This is a genomic window from Paraburkholderia piptadeniae, assembly GCF_900007165.1.
Taxonomy (GTDB): Bacteria; Pseudomonadota; Gammaproteobacteria; order Burkholderiales; family Burkholderiaceae; genus Paraburkholderia; species Paraburkholderia piptadeniae.
In genome coordinates, this window is sequence record NZ_CYGY02000115.1 from 16,107 (window position 1) to 35,500 (window position 19,394).

18 protein-coding genes and 1 tRNA gene are annotated in these 19,394 nt (G+C 60.0%); 13 read left to right on the top strand and 6 right to left on the bottom strand.

The window, feature by feature from the left end; genetic code table 11:
• Nucleotides 1-137: 137 nt before the first annotated feature.
• Complete coding sequence (locus BN2476_RS40700; RefSeq protein WP_087739804.1) at nt 138-1,349, bottom strand: MFS transporter; 1,212 nt, start codon at nt 1,347-1,349, stop codon at nt 138-140.
• A gap of 198 nt (nt 1,350-1,547) precedes the next feature.
• On the opposite strand from BN2476_RS40700, the gene BN2476_RS40705 reads away from it, so the two are divergent.
• The 3 genes from BN2476_RS40705 (at nt 1,548) to BN2476_RS40715 (ending at nt 4,325) form a co-directional block, all read left to right on the top strand.
• Entirely contained in the window at nt 1,548-2,213 is a 666-nt protein-coding gene (locus BN2476_RS40705) for a HugZ family pyridoxamine 5'-phosphate oxidase (protein ID WP_087739805.1), read from the top strand.
• A gap of 357 nt (nt 2,214-2,570) precedes the next feature.
• Entirely contained in the window at nt 2,571-2,873 is a 303-nt protein-coding gene (locus BN2476_RS40710) for an H-NS histone family protein (protein WP_087739806.1), read from the top strand.
• A 249-nt stretch (nt 2,874-3,122) separates the two neighbouring features.
• Nucleotides 3,123-4,325, top strand: a complete 1,203-nt coding sequence (locus BN2476_RS40715) for a cation diffusion facilitator family transporter (RefSeq protein ID WP_087739807.1) — start codon at nt 3,123-3,125, stop codon at nt 4,323-4,325.
• Nucleotides 4,326-4,346: 21 nt separating this feature from the next.
• Here BN2476_RS40715 and BN2476_RS40720 read toward each other — a convergent pair whose 3' ends face one another.
• The 3 genes from BN2476_RS40720 to BN2476_RS40730 form a co-directional block, all read right to left on the bottom strand.
• The gene (locus BN2476_RS40720) at nt 4,347-4,805 is read right to left on the bottom strand and encodes an Lrp/AsnC family transcriptional regulator (RefSeq protein ID WP_012399541.1); all 459 of its coding nucleotides are present in this window, start codon (nt 4,803-4,805) and stop codon (nt 4,347-4,349) included.
• Nucleotides 4,806-4,896: 91 nt separating this feature from the next.
• Complete coding sequence (locus tag BN2476_RS40725) at nt 4,897-5,523, bottom strand: 3'-5' exonuclease family protein (RefSeq protein WP_087739808.1); 627 nt, start codon at nt 5,521-5,523, stop codon at nt 4,897-4,899.
• A complete protein-coding gene (locus BN2476_RS40730; protein WP_087739809.1) occupies nt 5,520-6,164 on the bottom strand; it encodes an MBL fold metallo-hydrolase in 645 nt (214 codons plus the stop codon). The genes BN2476_RS40725 and BN2476_RS40730 overlap by 4 nt, the downstream gene beginning before the upstream one ends.
• A 646-nt stretch (nt 6,165-6,810) precedes the next feature.
• Here BN2476_RS40730 and BN2476_RS40735 point away from each other — a divergent pair.
• A complete protein-coding gene (locus BN2476_RS40735; protein ID WP_143811173.1) occupies nt 6,811-7,410 on the top strand; it encodes a septal ring lytic transglycosylase RlpA family protein in 600 nt (199 codons plus the stop codon).
• A gap of 94 nt (nt 7,411-7,504) precedes the next feature.
• On the opposite strand, the gene rsmI is transcribed toward BN2476_RS40735, so the two are convergent.
• Nucleotides 7,505-8,380, bottom strand: a complete 876-nt coding sequence (gene rsmI / locus BN2476_RS40740; RefSeq protein WP_087739811.1) for a 16S rRNA (cytidine(1402)-2'-O)-methyltransferase — start codon at nt 8,378-8,380, stop codon at nt 7,505-7,507.
• Between rsmI and BN2476_RS40745 the strand changes: the two genes are divergently transcribed.
• The 5 genes from BN2476_RS40745 to BN2476_RS40765 all read left to right on the top strand — a co-directional run bounded on the left by BN2476_RS40745 (nt 8,379) and on the right by BN2476_RS40765 (nt 10,932).
• Entirely contained in the window at nt 8,379-8,861 is a 483-nt protein-coding gene (locus BN2476_RS40745; RefSeq protein ID WP_087739812.1) for a YraN family protein, read from the top strand. The two genes, rsmI and BN2476_RS40745, sit on opposite strands and share 2 nt — an antisense overlap.
• 175 nt (nt 8,862-9,036) lie before the next feature.
• On the top strand, nt 9,037-9,624 hold the full coding sequence (locus tag BN2476_RS40750) for a phosphoheptose isomerase (protein ID WP_087739813.1): 588 nt from the start codon (nt 9,037-9,039) through the stop codon (nt 9,622-9,624).
• A 20-nt stretch (nt 9,625-9,644) separates the two neighbouring features.
• On the top strand, nt 9,645-10,448 hold the full coding sequence (locus BN2476_RS40755) for a BON domain-containing protein (RefSeq protein ID WP_087739840.1): 804 nt from the start codon (nt 9,645-9,647) through the stop codon (nt 10,446-10,448).
• Nucleotides 10,445-10,801, top strand: a complete 357-nt coding sequence (locus tag BN2476_RS40760) for a c-type cytochrome (RefSeq protein WP_087739814.1) — start codon at nt 10,445-10,447, stop codon at nt 10,799-10,801. The genes BN2476_RS40755 and BN2476_RS40760 overlap by 4 nt, the downstream gene beginning before the upstream one ends.
• Before the next feature lie 55 nt (nt 10,802-10,856).
• A tRNA-Ala gene (locus BN2476_RS40765) sits at nt 10,857-10,932 on the top strand.
• A gap of 195 nt (nt 10,933-11,127) precedes the next feature.
• Here the strand turns inward: BN2476_RS40765 and BN2476_RS48900 are convergent.
• The gene (locus BN2476_RS48900; protein ID WP_235851190.1) at nt 11,128-11,970 is read right to left on the bottom strand and encodes a DUF4145 domain-containing protein; all 843 of its coding nucleotides are present in this window, start codon (nt 11,968-11,970) and stop codon (nt 11,128-11,130) included.
• On the opposite strand from BN2476_RS48900, the gene BN2476_RS40775 reads away from it, so the two are divergent.
• The 4 genes from BN2476_RS40775 to BN2476_RS40790 all read left to right on the top strand — a co-directional run bounded on the left by BN2476_RS40775 (nt 11,969) and on the right by BN2476_RS40790 (nt 19,377).
• Complete coding sequence (locus BN2476_RS40775; RefSeq protein WP_087739816.1) at nt 11,969-16,951, top strand: DEAD/DEAH box helicase; 4,983 nt, start codon at nt 11,969-11,971, stop codon at nt 16,949-16,951. The two genes, BN2476_RS48900 and BN2476_RS40775, sit on opposite strands and share 2 nt — an antisense overlap.
• Nucleotides 16,948-17,550, top strand: a complete 603-nt coding sequence (locus tag BN2476_RS40780) for a hypothetical protein (protein WP_235851191.1) — start codon at nt 16,948-16,950, stop codon at nt 17,548-17,550. The genes BN2476_RS40775 and BN2476_RS40780 overlap by 4 nt, the downstream gene beginning before the upstream one ends.
• 220 nt (nt 17,551-17,770) lie before the next feature.
• Nucleotides 17,771-18,457 (top strand): GIY-YIG nuclease family protein, encoded by a 687-nt coding sequence (locus BN2476_RS40785; protein WP_143811174.1) that lies wholly within the window; start codon nt 17,771-17,773, stop codon nt 18,455-18,457.
• Nucleotides 18,454-19,377 carry a restriction endonuclease gene (locus BN2476_RS40790; RefSeq protein ID WP_087739818.1) on the top strand — a complete coding sequence of 308 codons (924 nt, stop codon included), beginning with the start codon at nt 18,454-18,456 and terminating at the stop codon, nt 19,375-19,377. The genes BN2476_RS40785 and BN2476_RS40790 overlap by 4 nt, the downstream gene beginning before the upstream one ends.
• Nucleotides 19,378-19,394 lie beyond the last annotated feature (17 nt).

A 19,394-nucleotide genomic window follows, 5' to 3' on the forward strand; every position in this document is an offset into this window, starting at 1 on the left:
GGTTCAGTGCGATCGGCGGAATGCGTGGAGATTTGGCAGGGGGTGACGCGCGGTGAAATGTCCGCGCACGTCACGTAGCACGTTACGTGACGTAGCGCCGCGCGATGCGCCGGCGAGTCCGATGCGAGCGGAAGTGCTCAGATGCCGAGCCGGCGCAACACCCTCGGCCCGATGAACGCGACGAGCGCCGCGCACAGCGCGACGACGGACAGGCCGATCGGCAGATTCGTCACCTGCGCGACGCCGCCGATGATGACGGGCCCGAGCAGCAGGCCGAAGTACGCGAGGCCCGCGACATGCGCGAGACCCTCGGCGGCGTGAATGCCTTTCACGCGCGCGGCTGCCGCGAACAGCACGGGCATCATGTTGGCGAGGCCGAGGCCCATCATCGTGAAGCCCGTCAGCGCGGCGACGGCGTTCGGCAGGAGCAGCGCGCCGATCATGCCCGCGCACGCGAGCGACGCGCTCGCGGCGGTCAGCTGCGGCGCGCCGAAGCGCGCGCGCACGGCGTCGCCGGCGAAGCGCGCGGCCGCCATTCCGCCGGAGAAGGCCGCATAGGCGGCGCTGGCGACGGCGGGCGTCGACGCGACGACGTCGCGCATATAGACGGTCGCCCAGTCGTACATCGCGCCTTCGGCGATCAGCGCAATCAGCGCGATCGCGCCGAGCGCCCACAGCGCCGGCGAGCGCCAGCGGTTCGCGCGCGGCGTGTGCGCATCGGGATGCTCGGCGTGCGGCACGTGCGGCAACACGGAGGGACACGCGGCGACCAGCACGCCCGCGCTGACGAGCGATGCGAGCAGCAGATGCAGCGCGGGCGCCATGCCGTGCGCGAGCGCCGCGCCGCCGACGGCCGCGCCCGCCATCCCGCCGGCGCTGAACATCCCGTGCAGCGACGACATGATGGGCCGGCCCAGCGCCTCTTCGACGGCGCTGGCCTCGGCGTTCATCGCGACGTCGAGTGTCGCCATGCCGGCGCCGAAGAACGCGAGCACGACGAGCAGCATCCAGTACCACGGGACGACGAGAATCAACGCGCCGCAAGCCGACATCGCGAGTCCGCCCGCGAGACACGCGCGGCGCGTGCCGACGCGCGCAATCCACGGCGCATTCGTCACCATCGCGCCGATCGAGCCGCCCGCGACCGCGAAAAGCGCGAGTGACAGCATCGCGGGATTCAGATGGAAGCGGTCGCGCACCGTCGGCACATGGACGCCCCACGACGCATACATCATCCCCGCGATGAGAAAGAGCGCCATCGTTGCGTAGCGGGCGCGGTTGCGCGCGCCGACAGGCAGATTGCGGTGCGCGGCGGGCAGGGAGGCGGAATCGGACGGACGATCGGACACGGAGATCTCGGCGAATGGGAAGACAGCAGGAGGGAAGGCGCGCTGAAAGCGATTTTGGATTCTAGCGAAGCATCCCGCGTCGTGCCGGCAAGCCCTTGAACTAATATTGACTTTCCACGCGCGGCGCGTCTGCATCGCATCGGCTCACCCATTGGATTTTTCGCCCGCCGCGGCACCCATTCCACCGAGGACGCGCACTTGAACATCCCTGCTCACGCTCCGCTGCATCTGCTGCATCAGGCTTCGATTGGCACGCTCGCGACGCACGCGCGTCAGCCGCAAGGCTTTCCGTATCCGACCGTGCTGCCGTTCGCGCCCGATGCGCGCCACCGCCCGACCATACTCGTGAGCCGGCTTGCCGAACACACGCGCAATCTGCATTCCGACCCGCGCGCCGGCTTCCTGATCGTCCATGCGCCCGACGGCGATGTGCTCAACGGCCAGCGGATCACGCTGATCGGCACGTTCGAGCACGTCGAACCGTCGCCGCCCGTGATCCACCGCTACCTCCGCTATCACCCGGACGCCGAACGCTATCTCGTGCTGGGCGATTTCTCGTTCTGGGTGATGTCGGTCGAACGCATGCGCTACATCGGCGGCTTTGGCGCGATGGGCTGGCTGACGGCGGATGAACTCGATCCGCTCGGCCCGGTTTCGTTCGACGAAGAAGAGGCGCTGGTCGAATTCTTCGTGCGCCATCCGCGCCGGCCGCCACATGCGCGATTGGCGGGAGTGGACCGCTACGGCGTCGACCTCGAACTGGCGGGCGCACGCAGCCGTGTTCCGTTCGAGACGCCTGCACCCGATGAGAATGCCCTGCGCGCTGCTTTGGAGGATTGCATTGAGCGGCTGACGGGTGCGTGAATCCCGTTCGATCGTCGGGTTTTAACCTCGCTGTAAAAGATGATTTTGCATTTCATGGTCCAAGTTCGCATGGCATGAAATGTTCCCGAGTAAATTAACTTTTGTGTTTCATGTTTTGCCAGTTAAATAGAGCTTTATTACCTCGGCCGAGTTTTTCAGGGAAAGAGTAATAGAGCGGTGAGAGCTGACAATTGCGACCGTGGTGAAAGTTTATGAAATTGAGATTAATTAATTTCGCTTGGAGTCTTTTCTACGGTTTCTATTTTGTGTTAATCTCGCCAGCAAAATCCGAGGCATGATCACTTTCCGGACTAATCGGCGCAGACCGTCGTCCATTTATCGAACCACAAGGGAACTATGTCCTCCTACAGGGAACTGCTCGCGCAGCGCGAAAAGCTCGAAAAGCAGATTGAAGAGGCGAAAGCGCGCGAATATGCGGAAGTGCTAAACGAAATCAAGCAGAAAATGGCTGATTACGGCATTACTTTGGCTGAACTCGGCGGTAGCCGCGCAAAGGCGGTAAAGGCGGCATCTCGTCCGCGCGCCGGAGTTGCGCCGAAATATCGCGATCCCGCCAGTGGAAGCACGTGGTCGGGCCGCGGTAAACCGCCGCGTTGGATCGCAGGTCAGGATCGTGAAAAATTTCTCATCGAGAAATAATATGACTTAATGCTCCTCTCGCGAGCAATGTATTAAACAAAACCGCAGCGCTTTTCAGACTGCGGTTTTTTTTATTGGCCTATGATTGCCCGACCGCGCTATTGAACTTCATACACAACCCATCTGCGCACAATGAGAATGCTTCGCGTTTTGATAAGCATATGATTTGAAAGATGTTTTTTCATCGCTTAACAGCGGTTTCATCAAGCAACGCGTAGAATTAAAAGTATCCAACCTGCTTTCTTTCACATGCCTTCCAACGTGGCCGAGCAATCGGCGGAAAAACAACGCGTCGCGCGCAAAAGCACTTACGTCAGCATCGGACTCAATACGGTGTTGATGTCGGTGCAGATTGTCGTTGGAGTAATTGCGCATTCCCAGGCGCTCGTAGCGGACGGCGTGCATTCGCTTGCCGATCTTATTTCGGATTTTGTCGTATTGGTCGCCAATCGCCATAGCGGCGCGGAACCGGACGCCGATCACAATTACGGACATAGTCGCTACGAAACAGTCGCTTCGCTTTTTCTGGGCGGACTGCTGATCTCGGTCGGCGTCGGCATGTTGTGGCGCGCGGGCACGCGGCTCACCGATCTCCAACACATCCCGGCCGTGCATATGAGTGCGCTGGGCGTGGCCGCGGTCGTGCTGCTGTCGAAGGAAGGGCTCTTTCGCTACATGCTGCACGAGGCGCAGCGCGTGCGTTCCGCAATGCTGATCGCGAACGCGTGGCATGCGCGGTCGGACGCGGCGTCATCGCTGGTGGTTGCGCTCGGCATTCTCGGGAGCCTTGCCGGCGTGAGGCTGCTCGATCCCATCGCCGCGGCAATCGTCGGCTTCATGGTCGCGCGCATGGGCTGGATGTTCGGCTGGGACGCGCTACAGGATCTTTCCGATCGCGCGCTCGACGAATCGGCCACGGCCGATCTGCGCACGCGGCTGATGTCGACGCCCGGAGTGCGCGACGTGCACGAGCTGCGTACGCGCAAGATGGGCGACTTCGCGCTCGTCGACGCGCACATTCTGGTCGATCCGATGATCTCGGTTTCCGAAGGCCACTACATCGCGGAGACGGCGCGCTCGCGCGTGCTGGCCGACAGCCGCGTGCTCGACGCGCTGATTCACGTGGACCCGGAAAACGACGCAATCGCGCGGCCGCCCGTCAATTTGCCGCCGCGTGCAAAGATCGCCGCCGAAGTCGAATCCGCGCTCGCCGCGCAAGGGCTCACGGCGGCCACGGTGAACCTGCACTATCTCAGCACGGGCCTCGACGTCGAGGTCACGTTGCAGCCGTCGAGGCTCGGCGCGCTGGAAAGCGAAGCGCAGCAACTGGCGCGGGTCGATCTCGATGCGCTCAAGCGCAAGCTGGGCGCGCGCAAGCTGAGCGTCACGCACGCGGTCGATGTGTCGACGGCAGGCGAGGAACTCGCGCGCGAGCCGCACGGCGACGCGTGAGCCGTCGTCTGCGCGGCGGCGTCAGAGCGGCAACTGCGTATCGAACTTGATCTCGCGCAGCACGACGCTCGTGCGCACCTGTGCGACGGCGGGAATCTTGAAGATGCGGTCGTGCAGGAATGTGTCGTACGCCTTGATGTCGGGCGCGACGATCTTCAGGATGTAATCCGATTCGCCCGTCGTGCTGTAGCACTCGGTCACTTCCGGGCAAGTGGCGATTTCCCGCTCGAACTGTTCGACGCCGCCTTCCGTGTGACGCGTGAGGTGAATATGCGCAAGCGCGCAGACGTGGAGGCCGAGTTTTTCGCGGTCGAGCAGCGCCGTGTAGCGCTGGATGATGCCCGATTGCTCCATGTCCTTGATGCGGCGCCAGCACGGCGTGCTGGAGAGCCCGACCTGATCGGATATTTCCTGCACCGAACGGCGCGCGTCGAGCTGCAAAAGACGCAGGATCTTTTGAGAGAACGTATCGAGTGTCAACTGCGCCTCCGTTTTCGCGTCGCCTTTTCGTCAATGTTAGAGGCACGGAAAACGAAACGCAACCGAAGCTGCCCTTGGTGAGGGAGATTCCCTAATTTCGCGCCGGGTCGTTGGCGTTTTCTGCTGAGTCGTCCCCTTCTGCATCGGACAAAATCAAGCTCTGACGCGCCCGCAGGTCGGCGAGCATGTTGCAAAAGAGCGCGCCTTGCTCGATGGCGTCGTCGAGCGCGACGTGCGTGTGCGGATGATCGTCGAACCAGTGCTTCGGAAAACGCGGCTTGATGCACTTGCGATATGGCAGCCCCGTCATCGCGAACGCGAGCGTCTTGATGTCGAGCGCGGACCACGAGAACGGGCAGCGGCCGGCAAAACGCATCATGTACCAGAACATGAACGTGAAATCGAAGCCTGCCGGCATCGCCACGAACACCGGCTTGCCCGGCAACGCCTCGACCCACTCGACATACGCGACGAGCGCCGCTTCCGGCTGCTGCAAATCCTTGCGGCACGCGGCCCATGCTTCGGGCTGCGTCTTCCACCACGCTTCCTGGACGGGATGCGGCGCCGCGCCTTCGAGCAATTCGAGATTCGCCGAGAACGTGCCGATCAGCTGCTTGTCCGCCGTATAAGCCGCCGATGCGAAGCTCAACATCGAATGTGGGCCGGGAATCGGGCCGTCCGCTTCGACGTCGGTGCTCACATAGATTTCCACAGTCATGCGCCCACTCCGTCCGCGACGTACGAATTTGTGCGCCGCTCGTCACCGAATGTCGAGGTCGGGCCGTGGCCCGGGACGAAGGTGACGTCGTCGCCGAGCGGCCAGAGCTTTTCGCGGATCGAGCGGATCAGGTCGTCGTGATTGCCGCGCGGAAAGTCCGTGCGTCCGATCGAGCCCGCGAACAGCACGTCGCCGACCAGCGCGAGACGATGCGCGCGGCTGAAGAAGATCACGTGACCCGGCGTGTGGCCCGGGCAGTGATAGGCCTCGAGCGTTTCGTTGCCGAACGTCACTGTGTCGTGGTCGTCGAGCCAGCGGTCCGGCTCGAACGCATCGGCAGCGGGAAAGCCGAAGCGCGTGCTTTGCTCGGGCAGCTTGTCGAGCCAGAAACGCTCGTCGACATGCGGACCTTCGATTGACACGCCGTAGTGCGCGGCGAGCGTCTTCGCGCCGGCGCAGTGATCGATGTGGCCGTGCGTCAGCAGCACCTTTTCGACCGACACTTTCTGGCGCTCCACCTCACCCTTGATGATCTCGAGATCGCCGCCCGGATCGACGACGGCCGCGCGCCCGGTCTGCTCGCAGACGAGCAGCGAACTGTTCTGCTGGAAAGGCGTGACGGGGATCAGAGTGACTTTCATGAGTGGCGGCGCGATGCGTGAAAAGCTCGATTGTACCGACCGTCACGCGACGTGCCATTGGCCGGAAAGCCGAGTGGCGAATGCCCATTTTTACAGTAATAGTGAGAATTCATCGATGGAATCGAGAGGTAGGGAACACGGAATTGTGTTTTTGCTATAATGCGCGTAGTGAGCGTGGGAGACCGCACTGTCTTTTGGGTGAGCAGCTGCCGTTTCATCATATGAAACGGGAATGAGCGGTGCTGATTCACCATCAAGCAAGTGCTGTCGGATGTATCCGATGGCAAATCCAGCATCGATCGCTTTTATCGATGCGCACGTCCTGTCCAGCCAGGTGCCACGCGCCTGCCACGGCCTCGCTGCCGTAACGCCGGATGGGGCCTACGCCGCCTTCCTGAGCGCTGTGTGTTTCCGGCGCTGAGCGTGTGAACGTTCGATGGCGGCTTGTGGGGTCTGGCGAATCTGCGGGGACAGGTTGCGTCAGACGTGAAAACTAACCGTGCGGTTGCGGCTGAATGTGCCGCGTCCGGGCTTTTGTCGTTCTGCGCCAGCGTTGCGCAGCGCGCGCTGGACCCTTGCCGCCGGAGTCGCAAGCAAACACGCAGCCATTCGCGTGATGCGGCTCGCATTTGTATCAATTCGTATTATGAAAACTCGGTTACCCCGACGCGTTGGGAGCGTTTTTGCCTTTTTGGCACTCGCCGGTTGTGCGGTGCCTCCGGGCGCGAACACCCAGGTCAGCGGTGTGTCCGCGGCAACGAAGGACGCGCAGACCGCGCTCGCCCCGCTGTCGTATGGTTCAGGTTTGAAAGAACTGCCGGATGCGGCAGGTCAGAAGGGCAAGCTCGCGGACGCTGAGCCGCTGACCGACGGTCCCAATATTGCCGACTTCCATCAACTGGGTCGCGCGTCCTGGTACGGGCGCGGCTTCCACGGACGCAAGACGGCGAACGGCGAGCGCTTCGACATGCACGCGCTGACGGCGGCTCATCGCACGCTGCCGCTCGGCTCGTACGTGCGCGTGACCAATCCGGCGACCAACGACGCCGTCGTCGTGCGGATCAACGACCGCGGCCCGTATGCGCGCGGCCGGGTGATCGATCTGTCGTATGCGGCTGCGAAAGTCCTGCACCTTGCTCGCATTGGCACGGCGCGCGTGAAGATCGAAGGGCTGACGCAGCGTGAGGCGAAGGCCGAGATGAACCAGATCCTGGCTTCGAACCAGAGCAATTCGACCGACAAATAAGGTCGTCTGGTCATCGACAGGATGGCTGCGGAGGCGCGATCTCCGCAAAGAGAAGGGCTGCAAAAAGGGCTGCGTCAGGCAGCCCTTTTTGCTTTCAGACGTCCTTTTTCAGCGCGAGCGCGCGTGTGTACAACGCGTTGCGCGATGCGCCCGTGAGCGCCGCCGCGATCCTCGCCGTGCTGCTCACCGACAACTCCTCCAGCAACAAACCGAGCATCGCGTCATGATCGTGCTCGCCTTCGGCGTCGACGTGCGCGCCTTCTACGACCAGCACGAATTCTCCACGCTGCCGGTTCGCATCTTCTTCGAGCCACTTAGGCCCTTCGGCCAGGGTGCAGCGATGCAGTCCCTCATGTAATTTCGTCAACTCGCGGCCAATCAGCAGACGCCGTTCGCCGCCAAAGGCATCGGCGAGCGCCTGCACCGTTTCGACGATGCGATGCGGCGCTTCGTAGAACACCATCGCGTGCGGATGCTTCGCGAGCGGCGCGAGAGCTGCGGCGCGCTGTTTGGCTTTGGGCGGCAAAAAGCCGATAAACGTGAACGTCGCGACCCAGTCACCCGACACGCTGAGCGCGGTCGCAAGCGCACTTGCGCCGGGCAGCGGCACGACGGCGAAGCCGGCTTCGCGTACGGCATCGACGAGTTTTGCGCCCGGATCGGAAATGCCGGGCGTGCCCGCATCGGAGACATATGCGATGCGCTCGCCTGCTTGCAGATAGTCGACGATGCGCTGCGCGGCCTCGCGTTCATTGTGCTGATGCACGGCGACGAGCGGCTTCGCGATGCCGTAGCGCGACAGCAGTTGCCCTGTGTTGCGCGTGTCCTCGGCGGCGATGCGATCGACGAGGCCGAGCACGTGCAGCGCGCGCAACGTGATGTCGGCGATGTTGCCGATCGGCGTGGCCACGACATAGAGCGCGGAAGCGGGATAGTGCTGCCCTTGCGCGAGTTCGGAAAGAGGAGTCATGACACGGAAGACGCAGACACACAAAACAAGGCCGACATTGTGCCACGCAGCCGTGCGTGCGCGAGAGCGCAGGCGTGATGGCGCGAGCCGCGCGAACAACTTTTCCGATGGTGCCTGGTCCAAAACCGTCGGAGCAGCATTCGAAACGCGCGCGATGACATTCCTTCAGCGGCAACGCTTGCGGTTCGTCGCGCGCAATGTCGTTTGCCGTGGCGGCGAAATCGATCTCGTGATGAAGGAGCCGGACGGCGTGCTGGTGTTCGTCGAAGTGCGGGCGCGTTCGCAAAGCCGATATGGCGGCGCGGCGGCCAGCGTCGCGTGGCGCAAGCAGCAACGCATCGTGCGCGCCGCGCAGCATTTTTTGTCCGCGCATGATGGCGCGATGCCCGCGTGCCGCTTCGATGTGATCGCGTTCGAGCGCGGACGTCTGCTGTGGCTGCGCGATGCTTTTCGCGCGGACGACTGCGCTGGCGACTGTTGATGCGCCGGATTCGCAGCGTGAGTACGATAAACTTGCGGACGCGCACGGGGCGGCGCGCTATCGTATCTGAGCGCGCCGATTGGAGCGGCCGTATGCAGTCGCGCAGGGAAGGACAACACGTCTTATGAACCAGCGTCGCCGGCGGGTGGCGCATGCAGTACACGATAGAGAGTCGATGTCAGTCGAACGCATTCAACAACACTTCCGCGACAGCGCGGCAGTCACACTCGCAGCATTAGAAAGCCTGTCGATGCCGATCGCGGCGGCCGTCGACACGATGTTTGCCGCGCTCGCGAACGGCAACAAGATTCTGGCGTGCGGCAACGGCGGGTCCGCTGCCGGCGCGCAATACTTCGCCGCTGAACTGATCGGCGGCTTCGAGCGCGAACGGCCGGCGTTGCCCGCCATTGCGCTGACGACGAATTCGTCGGTCCTCACCGGCATTGCCAACGACGCCTCGCTCGATCAGATCTTCGCGACGCAGATTCGCGCGCTCGGACAGCCGGGCGACGTGCTGTTCGCCATCTCGACATCCGGCAATCCTGCGAATATCCTCGCCGCCATCGAAGACGCGCACGACCGCGAGATGATCGTCGTCGCGCTGTCGGGCAAGGGCGGCGGCAAGATCAATGAAGTGCTGCACGATACCGACATCCATCTTTGCGCGCCGTCCGATCGGACGGCACGCGTGCAGGAAGTGCATCTGTTGACGATCCATAGTCTGTGCGACGGCATCGATGCCATGTTGCTCGGCGAAGAATGATTCCGAAGGAGAGCGAGTTGATGAGCGCATATCGCGTGAAGAGTACGTTTGTGAGGACCACGCTGGTGGTTGGGCTCGTCGCCGGATTGGCCGCGACGCTGCAGGGGTGCGTGCTGGCTCTCGGCGCGGCGGCGGGCGGCAGCGCGCTCGTCGCGACCGATCGGCGCACGCTCGGCGCGCAGACGGAAGACCGCGAGATCCAGGTCAAGGCGATGTCGCTGATCAGCCAGAACCTGCCGGACAATGCGCACGTCAACGTGACGGTATTCAACCGGCGCGTGCTGCTGACGGGCGAAGTGGCCGGCGAGGTGTCGAAGGCGCGCGCGGAAAGCGTCGTGCGCAGCCTCAACAATGTGAATGCGATCGTCAACGAGCTGGTTATTGCGCCGGCGAGTGATTTCTCATCGCGCAGCAACGACACGTATCTCGAGGGACGCGTGAAGACGGCGCTGATCGCCGAGAAGAACATTTCGGCGAACAACTACAAGGTGGTTTGCGAGCGTGGGACGCTGTATCTGATGGGCCTAGTGACCGCCGATGAAGGCAATCGGGGCGCGGATGTCGCGAGCCGGGTGCCGGGCGTCGTGCAGGTTGTGAAGGTGTTCCAGTACATCCAGCCACAGGAGGCTGTGGCGACATCAGCGGCGGCTGCTTCGGCTGCTTCCGGTGCGCCGGCAGCCGCCGCGCAACCGGAATCCGCGGATGTGACGTCGGGGGCGGTGCCGGATTCGTCGGTGACTTCGCGCCCGTTGGAACAGCAGTCGCCTGCGCCTGTCAGCAATTCGACGGCGGTCCATCCGGGGAGTCCTAAGGCGGTGCAATGAGATTGGGATTCTTTGTCGGGCGCGTGCTGGGCGGAGTGCTGCTTGGTTTGGCTGCGGGGGCGTTTGCGTTGCCCGCTTCCGCTGCCGATACGCCGCGCGGGCTCGCGATTGCGCGAAGCAACGCGTGCATGGGATGTCATGCTGTCGATCGGAAACTCGTTGGACCTTCGTTCCAGCAGGTGGCGGAGAAGTACAAGGGCAATGCCGGGGCTCCGGCGATGCTTGCGCGCAAGGTGAAGGATGGCGGGTCGGGCGTGTGGGGCGCGATTCCGATGCCTGCCCATCCGGCTATGAGCGATGCGGATATCCGCATCGTCGTCGATTGGGTGCTGGCTGGGGCGCCGGCTAAATGACGCGGGTTGCTCGCTGGTGCATTAAGAATGCGCTGTGCTAGAATCGCGTGATCGTGGGGCGGTAGCTCAGCTGGGAGAGCGTCGCGTTCGCAATGCGAAGGTCGTGGGTTCGATCCCCATTCGCTCCACCAAGAAATCCCTTTAAAAACCGGCACTTATGCCGGTTTTTTCTTTTGTGCGTTGCGTCCGTTGTCGTTGGCTCGACACCCCGCAGGGTGACATCAGGGTGACAGACAGTTGTCTGTCGGCGGACAGGATGGCATGCGCTCGGATACAAGGTCAACAGTCACGATAGGGGCGTAACCGCTGGCGACCGGGCTTGTCCGTCATTGCTCATCGTCTGATGTGCGGTCTTCGTCAGCGATGCGGTTCTTCTCTCGAAGCAATCCCAGCACCGTTTCACGATCATCGTAGAAGTCGTGCAACAGGTAGGCCGCGTATTCCTTGGCTACCTTCACTTCCGATGGCGTCACTTGTCGCCATTCTTCGTGCAGCACGTAGTTTCCCAAGGTGCGAATCTCGTCATGGGCGCGTTTCCGACGTGACGCGGTGATAACGCCATCTGCCGCTGCCAGATCAATCTGCTGTTCGAGTGACGTACCCTTCTTTAGTTTGTAGCCGTTGGCGCGAAGCGTCTTGTCCAGCACGGACCGAAACAAGGCGGCAGCCGCCCGGTAGCACCCGGCTTCCGCGCACACTTCGCCTTCCCGGAACTCCTTGACGATTCCTTCAGGAACCGCTTCGGGCAAGACTTGACGAACTTCTGCTTCCGGGTAAAAGTCGGTCAATTCCATCTGACCACCGCCGTTCGCGTTGGTCACCAAGAGCGTAATCAACGCACCTGCGCCGCAGCCCGTGCACCGAGCCAGTCGGTATATCTCGGTCTGACTCGGGTCGATTGGTCGATATACCTGTCCGTACTGCCCCTGTTGCGGGTCGCCGAGAAGAAATGAAGTCAGTGCGCCGCTACAGGTGGGGCAGTTCGCAAAGACGTGCCCGTGTTCATTCATTGTCGCCATGGCTAGTTTTGATCTGAATCGAGTCAACCGGCATTCTGCGGGTATTTCCTGCATTGTGGAAAGTCGAAAAGAAGCCGATGTACCGGACCGGGGCGGCATAATGTCGTCCTTGCGGCCAGCTTGGCCTGATTCCTGAATTACAAAGAACATGACCGCTCTCGAAAAGCTGCTCGATACCTTCCGCCACGCCGCCGTTACTGAACGAGAGAAGGGGACCTACTTCGAAGAGTTGATCGTCTGCTATCTGCGGAACGAAGCCGACTATCGCGACCGGTACAGCGATGTGTGGACCTATGCGGAATGGGCCGACCTGCAAGGGGTGGACAAGCGGGACACGGGCATCGACCTTGTGGCGAAGACACAGGGCACCGGCGAGTACCACGCGATCCAGTGCAAGCTATTTGCGCCTGACCATAAGGTCCAGAAGGGCGACATCGACAGCTTCTTCACGGCATCGGGCAAGAAGCCGTTCACGCGCCGGATCATCGTCGCCACGACGAACCATTGGAGCGAACACGCCGAAGACGCCCTGCTGGATCAGCAGCCGCCAGTCAGCAAGATCGACCTGACCGCCCTTGAAGAGAGCCAGATCGATTGGGGCCAGTACCAGCCGAAGGCTGCGCCGGTCATCAAGGCGAAGAAGGAACTGCGCCCGCACCAGACCAATGCACTGAACGCCGTTGTTCATGGACTGGCGGAAGCCGACCGTGGCAAGCTGATTATGGCTTGCGGGACCGGGAAGACGTTCACCAGCTTGAAGCTCGCCGAAACGTTGGCCGGTGCGGGCAAGCGGGTTCTGTTCCTTGTACCGAGTTTGTCGCTGTTGAGCCAGACTTTGACGGAGTGGTCGCAGGAGAGTGAGACGCCACTTCATAGCTTCGCGGTTTGCTCGGACAGCGACGTTGGCAAGAAGCGCAAGAAAGAAGACGACATGGTTCAGACCTTCGTCCATGAACTGCGCTATCCAGCCACGACGGATTCGGCCCGATTGGCGGCAGAGATGGCGAAGCGGCACGACGCGTCGCACATGAGCGTCGTCTTCTCGACATATCACTCCATCGACGTAATCAGCCGTGCGCAGAAGCAGTTCGCGCTGGCCGACTTCGACCTGATCGTTTGCGACGAAGCACACCGCACGACCGGCGCGACCTTCGGCGACGATGACGAAAGCACCTTCGTTAGGGTCCACGACGCCGATTACATCAGCGCCGCCAAGCGCCTGTACATGACGGCGACGCCACGTATCTATGGGGATTCAGCCAAGGCCACGGCTGAACGGGACAACGTGGCGCTTTGCTCGATGGACGACAAGGCCCTGTACGGTGATGAACTTTTCGTCATCACGTTCTCGGAAGCCGTTAAGCGCGGGCTGCTGGTCGATTACAAGGTGATCGTGCTGGCGGTCGAAGAGACGCACGTCAACCGGCGTCTGCAAGACCTGTTGAAGGACGAGAACAACCAGTTGAAGGTGGACGACGCGGCCAAGATTGTTGGCTGCTGGAAGGCCCTGTCGAAGCAGGGATTGACTGACGACTTGGTTGGCGATGGCGATCCCATGAGTCGTGCGGTGGCCTTCTGTCAGGTCATCGAAGTCTCGAAAGGGGCCAAGACCCACAAGGTCAGTTCGAAACAGATCGCCGGAATGTTCCAAGCGGTCGTCGAAGCCTATCAGGAATCTGAAGAGACGGAAGAGTTCGAACAGGCGGCCCGACTCCACTGCGAAGCCGAACACGTTGACGGTGGCATGAACGCTAGTGAGAAGGAAGCGAAGCTGGCTTGGCTGAAAGCTGAGACGCCAGAGAACACCTGCCGCATTCTCAGCAACGTCCGCTGCCTGTCTGAAGGTGTGGACGTTCCGGCACTGGATGCCGTGCTGTTCCTGACGCCGCGTAACTCACAGGTAGACGTGGTTCAGTCGGTCGGTCGTGTCATGCGCAACGCACCGGGCAAGAAGCGCGGTTATGTGGTCTTGCCGGTGGTGATCCCTGCTGGCGTTGAACCGCACGAAGCCCTGAACGACAACAAGACCTATGCCGTGGTCTGGCAAGTGCTGCAAGCACTGCGTTCCCACGATGACCGCTTCGATGCGATGGTGAACAAGCTCGAACTGAACGGGCCGAACACCAGCAAGATGGAAGTCATCGCGATCACCGACAAAATCGAGAAAAAGCAGCAGAAAGGCAAGGGGCCGAAGAACAAGGACGCCGGTAAGGGCGGGTTCACCATCGGCGAAGCGGTCCAGAAGCGCACGACGCAAGAACAGCACGAACTACAGTTCGAGATCGGCGAGATCGAGAAGGCCATCTACGCCAAGTTGGTCCAGAAGGTCGGCAACCGACACCATTGGGAAGATTGGGCGAACGACATCGCGAAGATCGCCCGGACGCACATCGACCGCATCACCGGCATCGTCGAGAACCCAGCGAACGTAAAGGAACGGCAAGCGTTTCATGCGTTCGCAGCCGAACTGCGTGATGACCTGAACGGCAGCATCACGGATGGCGAAATCATCGAGATGCTGGCACAGCATCTCATCACGAAGCCGGTGTTCGATGCGTTGTTCGCAGACTATAGTTTCGCGAAGCACAACCCGATGTCGCTCGCGATGCAGCACGTATTGGACGTGCTGGAAGAGCACCGACTAGACAAGGAAGCCGACACGCTCGAAAGGTTCTATGAGAGCGTGAAGCTGCGGGCCGAAGGCATCGACAACGCTGCGGGCAAGCAGAAGATCGTCGTCGAACTTTACGATAAGTTCTTCCGCAACGCCTTCCCGAAGATGACCGAGCGGTTGGGAATCGTCTATACGCCGGTTGAAGTCGTGGACTTCATCATCCATAGCGTCGCGCATGTGTTGCAGACCGAGTTCGGCCAGACTTTGGGAAGCAAGGGTGTTCACATCATCGATCCGTTCGTGGGCACCGGCACGTTCGTGACGCGTCTGTTGCAAAGTGGTCTTATCAAGCCCGAAGAACTGCCGCACAAGTACAAGCACGAAATTCATGCGAACGAGATCGTGCTACTTGCTTACTATATCAGCGCCGTGAATATTGAAGCGGTGTATCACAACATCGTCGGTGGTAAATACCAGCCGTTCGAAGGCATCTGTCTTGCAGATACCTTTCAGCTTTACGAGAAGGAAGACTTGGTTGACGCGGTGATGGCGCAGAACAGCGCACGTCGCAAGCGTCAGAAGAAGCTGGACATCCGCGTCATCATGGCGAATCCGCCCTATTCAGTCGGACAGGAGACGGCCAACGACAATAACCAGAACGTCGAATATCCACATTTGGATGACCGCGTCCGTAATACCTACGCGGAACGCTCCAAGGCTACAAATAAGAACGCGTTGTATGACAGCTATATTCGTGCGATCCGGTGGGCCAGCGACCGGATTGGGAAGAGCGGCGTGATCGGTTTTGTCACCAACGCGAACTTCTTGGAGACGGGCACCTTCGGCGGTCTACGCCAGTGTCTGGCTGACGAGTTCAGCAGCATCTATGTGTTCCACCTACGTGGCAATGCACGCACGTCGGGTGAATTGCGCCGCAAAGAGAAAGATAATGTGTTTGGTATCGGAAGTCGCGCTCCTGTCGCAATTTCGATACTTGTGAAAAACCCGGTTGCCGCGCAGCACGGTCAGATTTATTTTCACGACATCGGTGACTACCTGACCCGAGAAGAGAAACTGAACAAGGTCGGTGCGTTTGGCAGCATCGCAGGAATCGCGCAAGGCGGTGGCTGGCAAGTCATCACCCCTGATACGCATGGCGACTGGCTTAAACAACGGGATGATCGCTTTGGCGATTACATAGTGCTCGGCGACAAGGGGGATGGCGACGAAAAGACTCTGTTCGAGAACTATTCGAGCGGCGTCAAGACGCAGCGCGATGCGTGGTGCTACAACGCGTCGCGGGCCGGGGCCGAATCGAATATGGCGCGGATGATCGATTTTTATAACAACGAAGTCAAACGGTTCAACAAGGCGCATGTCGGACTCGACAAGAAGGCCCGAGAAGCTAAGGTAGACGGATTTATTAACACGGACCCGTCGAAGATCAGTTGGACGCGAGCCTTGAAACAGGAATTGGCGAAGGACCGGAGCTTTAAGTTCGACACGGACCGGCTTACTCCGAGCATGTACCGACCCTTCACGAAGCAGTGGCTGTATTTCGACCGTCGATTCAACGAAATGGTCTATCAAATGCCACGCATGTTCCCAGATGTGATGGCGCAGAATCGCGTCATCTGCATTAATGGCGTTGGGGCGCAGAAGGAATTTTCGGCCTTGATGACGGATTACCTTCCTGACCTTCACTTGCTACAGACCGGTCAGTGTTTTCCGCTGTACCTATATGATGTCGCCAGACTCGATAACGACGATGAAGGACCGCAAACCGGGCTGTTTGCTGCTGATGGTCATGAGAAGGCAAGTCACCGATATGCTCTGACCGACGTAGGGCTGGTGCACTTCCGGGCAGCTTATCCCAGCGAACAGATCAGCAAGGAAGACATCTTTTACTACGTCTACGGCTTGCTGCATTCGCCGGACTACCGTGAACGCTATGCCGACAATCTCAGCAAGGAACTGCCGCGCATTCCGTGTGTGAAGACTGCGGCTGACTTCCGGGCGTTCTCGAAGGCTGGCCGTAAGCTGGCCGACTTGCATATCAACTACGAGACGGTCGAGATGTACCCCTTGCAGATTGAAGGCGGCGGACTGTTGCTGACCGATGCGGAATACCGCGTCGAGAAGATGCGGTATGGCAAGAACGGCAAGGACAAGGACCTTACCACGCTGATCTATAACGACAAAATCACGATCAAGGGTATCCCGCTGGGAGCCTACGAATATGTGATCAACGGTAAGCCCGCGCTGGATTGGGTGGTCGAGCGCCAGTGCGTGAAGACCGAAAAGGATAGTGGCATTGTCAACGACGCGAACGACTATGCGGTCGAGACGATGAGCAATCCGCGCTACCCCTTGGAACTGTTCCAGCGGGTCATAACGGTCAGTCTCGAAACGATGAAGATCGTGAAATCATTGCCGCGTCTCGACATTCAGCAGCCGGGACCGACAGTCGGACAGTTGTTGGAAGCGAAGGACACGCCGGACGCGTTGGCAATATGAATCAGTCGCAGCGATCAGCCGTGCCGGATCAGGTCCAGTCCGAACTATTGTCCACCGTCAAGGACGTAGACGTTTTCCGCGTCTTGCTTGCGGACCTGCACGACGATCTGGCGGGCAAGGTCGCTCGGTTCCGGCAGCTTGCCGACCTTTCCGCAGCACTCGGTTCGTCAGGAACAATGATGCCGGGTGGCGAGACGGCCTTGGCTGCGTGGACGGAAGCGCGTTCCAGTTTCGTTCACGGCAATTTCGTGGCGACGGTGTTGCTATGCCAAGGTCTTGCTGAACATATGCTCGCGGCACACCTGACCCTTGGGCTTGATGCCGACAAGTTGCCGGATCGAGTGTCCTTCAGCGAGACGTTGCAGCGATGCGTCTCGCGTGATGTCATCACGCAGCGGGACGCAGACGATCTACGTCGTCTCATGAACCTGCGTAATCCGCTCACGCACTACCGTTCCATCGATGACCCTTCGAATCTCTCTCGTCGCGTCGTGGATACCCGGCTTCCAGCAGAGACTCATCTGCTTACCGATGCCACTTTCGCGATGAGTATGGCGATTCGGTTATTCGTGCTACCGGTATTCCGACTAGGAGACTAACCGGAGCACTGCTCGGGACATTGTCGTGGGCGGATGGGCCAAAGCCGGTGCGCGATCAAGGTTTGATGCCATGACGGTACGTTCGTGCGGCAACAAGTGTAATCGACCCACCATGCGAGAGCATAATACCGATCCAGCAGGCTACCGGAAACGATCTCACGCCAAAAGCTAAATGCCGGATGCCGACGCCTGACACTAGGATTTCATAACGGGGACGCACGTGGAGATTCCTTTCGAACCTACAAGATCGTTTTGCTATCACTTCTCGCGTTATCAGGCGCTCCCCGAGATTCTTGGCAGCCCAGAAGTGTTAAGTGGATCACCGTTCCGGCTTATTGACGTATTGAAACCCATCATCGACAAGCACCTGACGCCCGAACAGCAATCGGTTACGGTAAGGCGGGCGGAATCCGAGCAACAAGAACCAGTGCGTCGGATTATCAAGGGCTTCATTCGCATCTTGGCGGTGAGAACCGGGCAATTGATGCCTTTGGGCGACGGCATGTTTCGACTGCCGACCGTAGATGACATCAGCGAAGAAGAACTAGAAGACGCGGCGTTCAGGGATGAATCGATGGACGCAACCGACACTGACGGGAGCATCTATGCTTACAGCTTCCCTTCATTAGTGAACGATAGCGGGCCCTTTCCCATCAAGGTTGGCAGGACGGGAAGTGATGTTGCGGCTCGGATTCAACAGCAGTGCAGGAACGCGGCCACATTTGACAACCCAGTCACCTTGGGGCACTGGCAAGTCAAGCGGGTTCGCTTCGTCGAATCGGCAGTTCACGGCGTGCTACGGTCGCGCGGCAAGTGGCGCGAGAACGTGCCGGGGAACGAGTGGTTCGACACGACTATGCGTGAAATTGAATCGATCATTACCTTCATCGTGAATTCGCCGTCATGAAGCGATCCAAACCTGCGGGTGACCAACCGGGAATCAACTTCGAAAAGGTGGTTGCCGCGATCCAGTCGCAAATCGATCCACAAGCCACGGTGACGCACAGCGAATTTCTGATCGACCGTCTCGGTCAAAGGCGGCAGTTTGATGTGGTTGTGCGGGGAACGTTCGCTGGTCAGCTAATGTTGGGGATCATCGAGTGCAAGGACTTGGGCGGAAAGGTCGGAACACCGGAAGTTGACGCATTCGTCACCAAGGCGCAGGACATCAATGCCAACTTCAAGGTGCTGGTGTCGCGTCGGGGCTTTACCAAACCCGCGCTTGCAAAATGTGCACATTATGGCGTGCAGGCGCTTTCGCTGATTGACAACGATCCCGCAAACAGAAATTTCTTTATCGGTACCCGGTGGGAAGCAGATGTCATTCGATGGGGACGGATCGCGGTAACGCTCCACTACGTTAGCGAGCCAATGCAACCAGTCCACTTCGATGCGGGAGAGATCACAATTTCTGGCAAGAAGGTGATCGACTGGTTCACGAACTATCTCCTTGACAACACGGCAGACGTTACGGGCTTAGGGTGGGTGGTGAACTTTCGGGGAGTGTTCAATGAACCCCAAACCGTCAGGGTGCGAGAAGGCGAAGAATATCAATGTTCCGCGATCTCGTTTGCGGCGGAGCGCGTTTGCCAACAGCTTGAACGATACGTTGGCATTAGCGGAACCGGCTTCTATAGCTGGCTTGAACAAAAGGCTACGTTTCCGCCCGGTACGCAAATTCTGATGGATGCTGTCCCGATGGATTTCGCGCAGTGGCAACCGCGTGGTAGTGAGCAAAGGCCAACGACCGGGTTCTTGGAAGTTAAACTGGAAGCCCATTCCATGTTTGATCGCGTTGCTGACGTGATTCAACTGGATGCGCTATAGACGCGCGTTAAGGATCG

Bases quoted from the DNA above. Each gene is read 5' to 3' on its own strand.
- BN2476_RS40710 (WP_087739806.1), top strand. From the start codon at position 2,571: ATGTCCTCCTACAGGGAACTGCTCGCGCAGCGCGAAAAGCTCGAAAAG.
- BN2476_RS40715 (WP_087739807.1), top strand. From the start codon at position 3,123: ATGCCTTCCAACGTGGCCGAGCAATCGGCGGAAAAACAACGCGTCGCG.
- BN2476_RS40725 (WP_087739808.1), bottom strand. From the start codon at position 5,523: ATGACTGTGGAAATCTATGTGAGCACCGACGTCGAAGCGGACGGCCCG.
- BN2476_RS40730 (WP_087739809.1), bottom strand. From the start codon at position 6,164: ATGAAAGTCACTCTGATCCCCGTCACGCCTTTCCAGCAGAACAGTTCG.
- BN2476_RS40735 (WP_143811173.1), top strand. From the start codon at position 6,811: ATGAAAACTCGGTTACCCCGACGCGTTGGGAGCGTTTTTGCCTTTTTG.
- BN2476_RS40745 (WP_087739812.1), top strand. From the start codon at position 8,379: ATGACACGGAAGACGCAGACACACAAAACAAGGCCGACATTGTGCCAC.
- rsmI (WP_087739811.1), bottom strand. From the start codon at position 8,380: ATGACTCCTCTTTCCGAACTCGCGCAAGGGCAGCACTATCCCGCTTCC.
- BN2476_RS40750 (WP_087739813.1), top strand. From the start codon at position 9,037: ATGTCAGTCGAACGCATTCAACAACACTTCCGCGACAGCGCGGCAGTC.
- BN2476_RS40755 (WP_087739840.1), top strand. From the start codon at position 9,645: ATGAGCGCATATCGCGTGAAGAGTACGTTTGTGAGGACCACGCTGGTG.
- BN2476_RS40760 (WP_087739814.1), top strand. From the start codon at position 10,445: ATGAGATTGGGATTCTTTGTCGGGCGCGTGCTGGGCGGAGTGCTGCTT.
- BN2476_RS40775 (WP_087739816.1), top strand. From the start codon at position 11,969: ATGACCGCTCTCGAAAAGCTGCTCGATACCTTCCGCCACGCCGCCGTT.
- BN2476_RS48900 (WP_235851190.1), bottom strand. From the start codon at position 11,970: ATGTTCTTTGTAATTCAGGAATCAGGCCAAGCTGGCCGCAAGGACGAC.
- BN2476_RS40780 (WP_235851191.1), top strand. From the start codon at position 16,948: ATGAATCAGTCGCAGCGATCAGCCGTGCCGGATCAGGTCCAGTCCGAA.
- BN2476_RS40790 (WP_087739818.1), top strand. From the start codon at position 18,454: ATGAAGCGATCCAAACCTGCGGGTGACCAACCGGGAATCAACTTCGAA.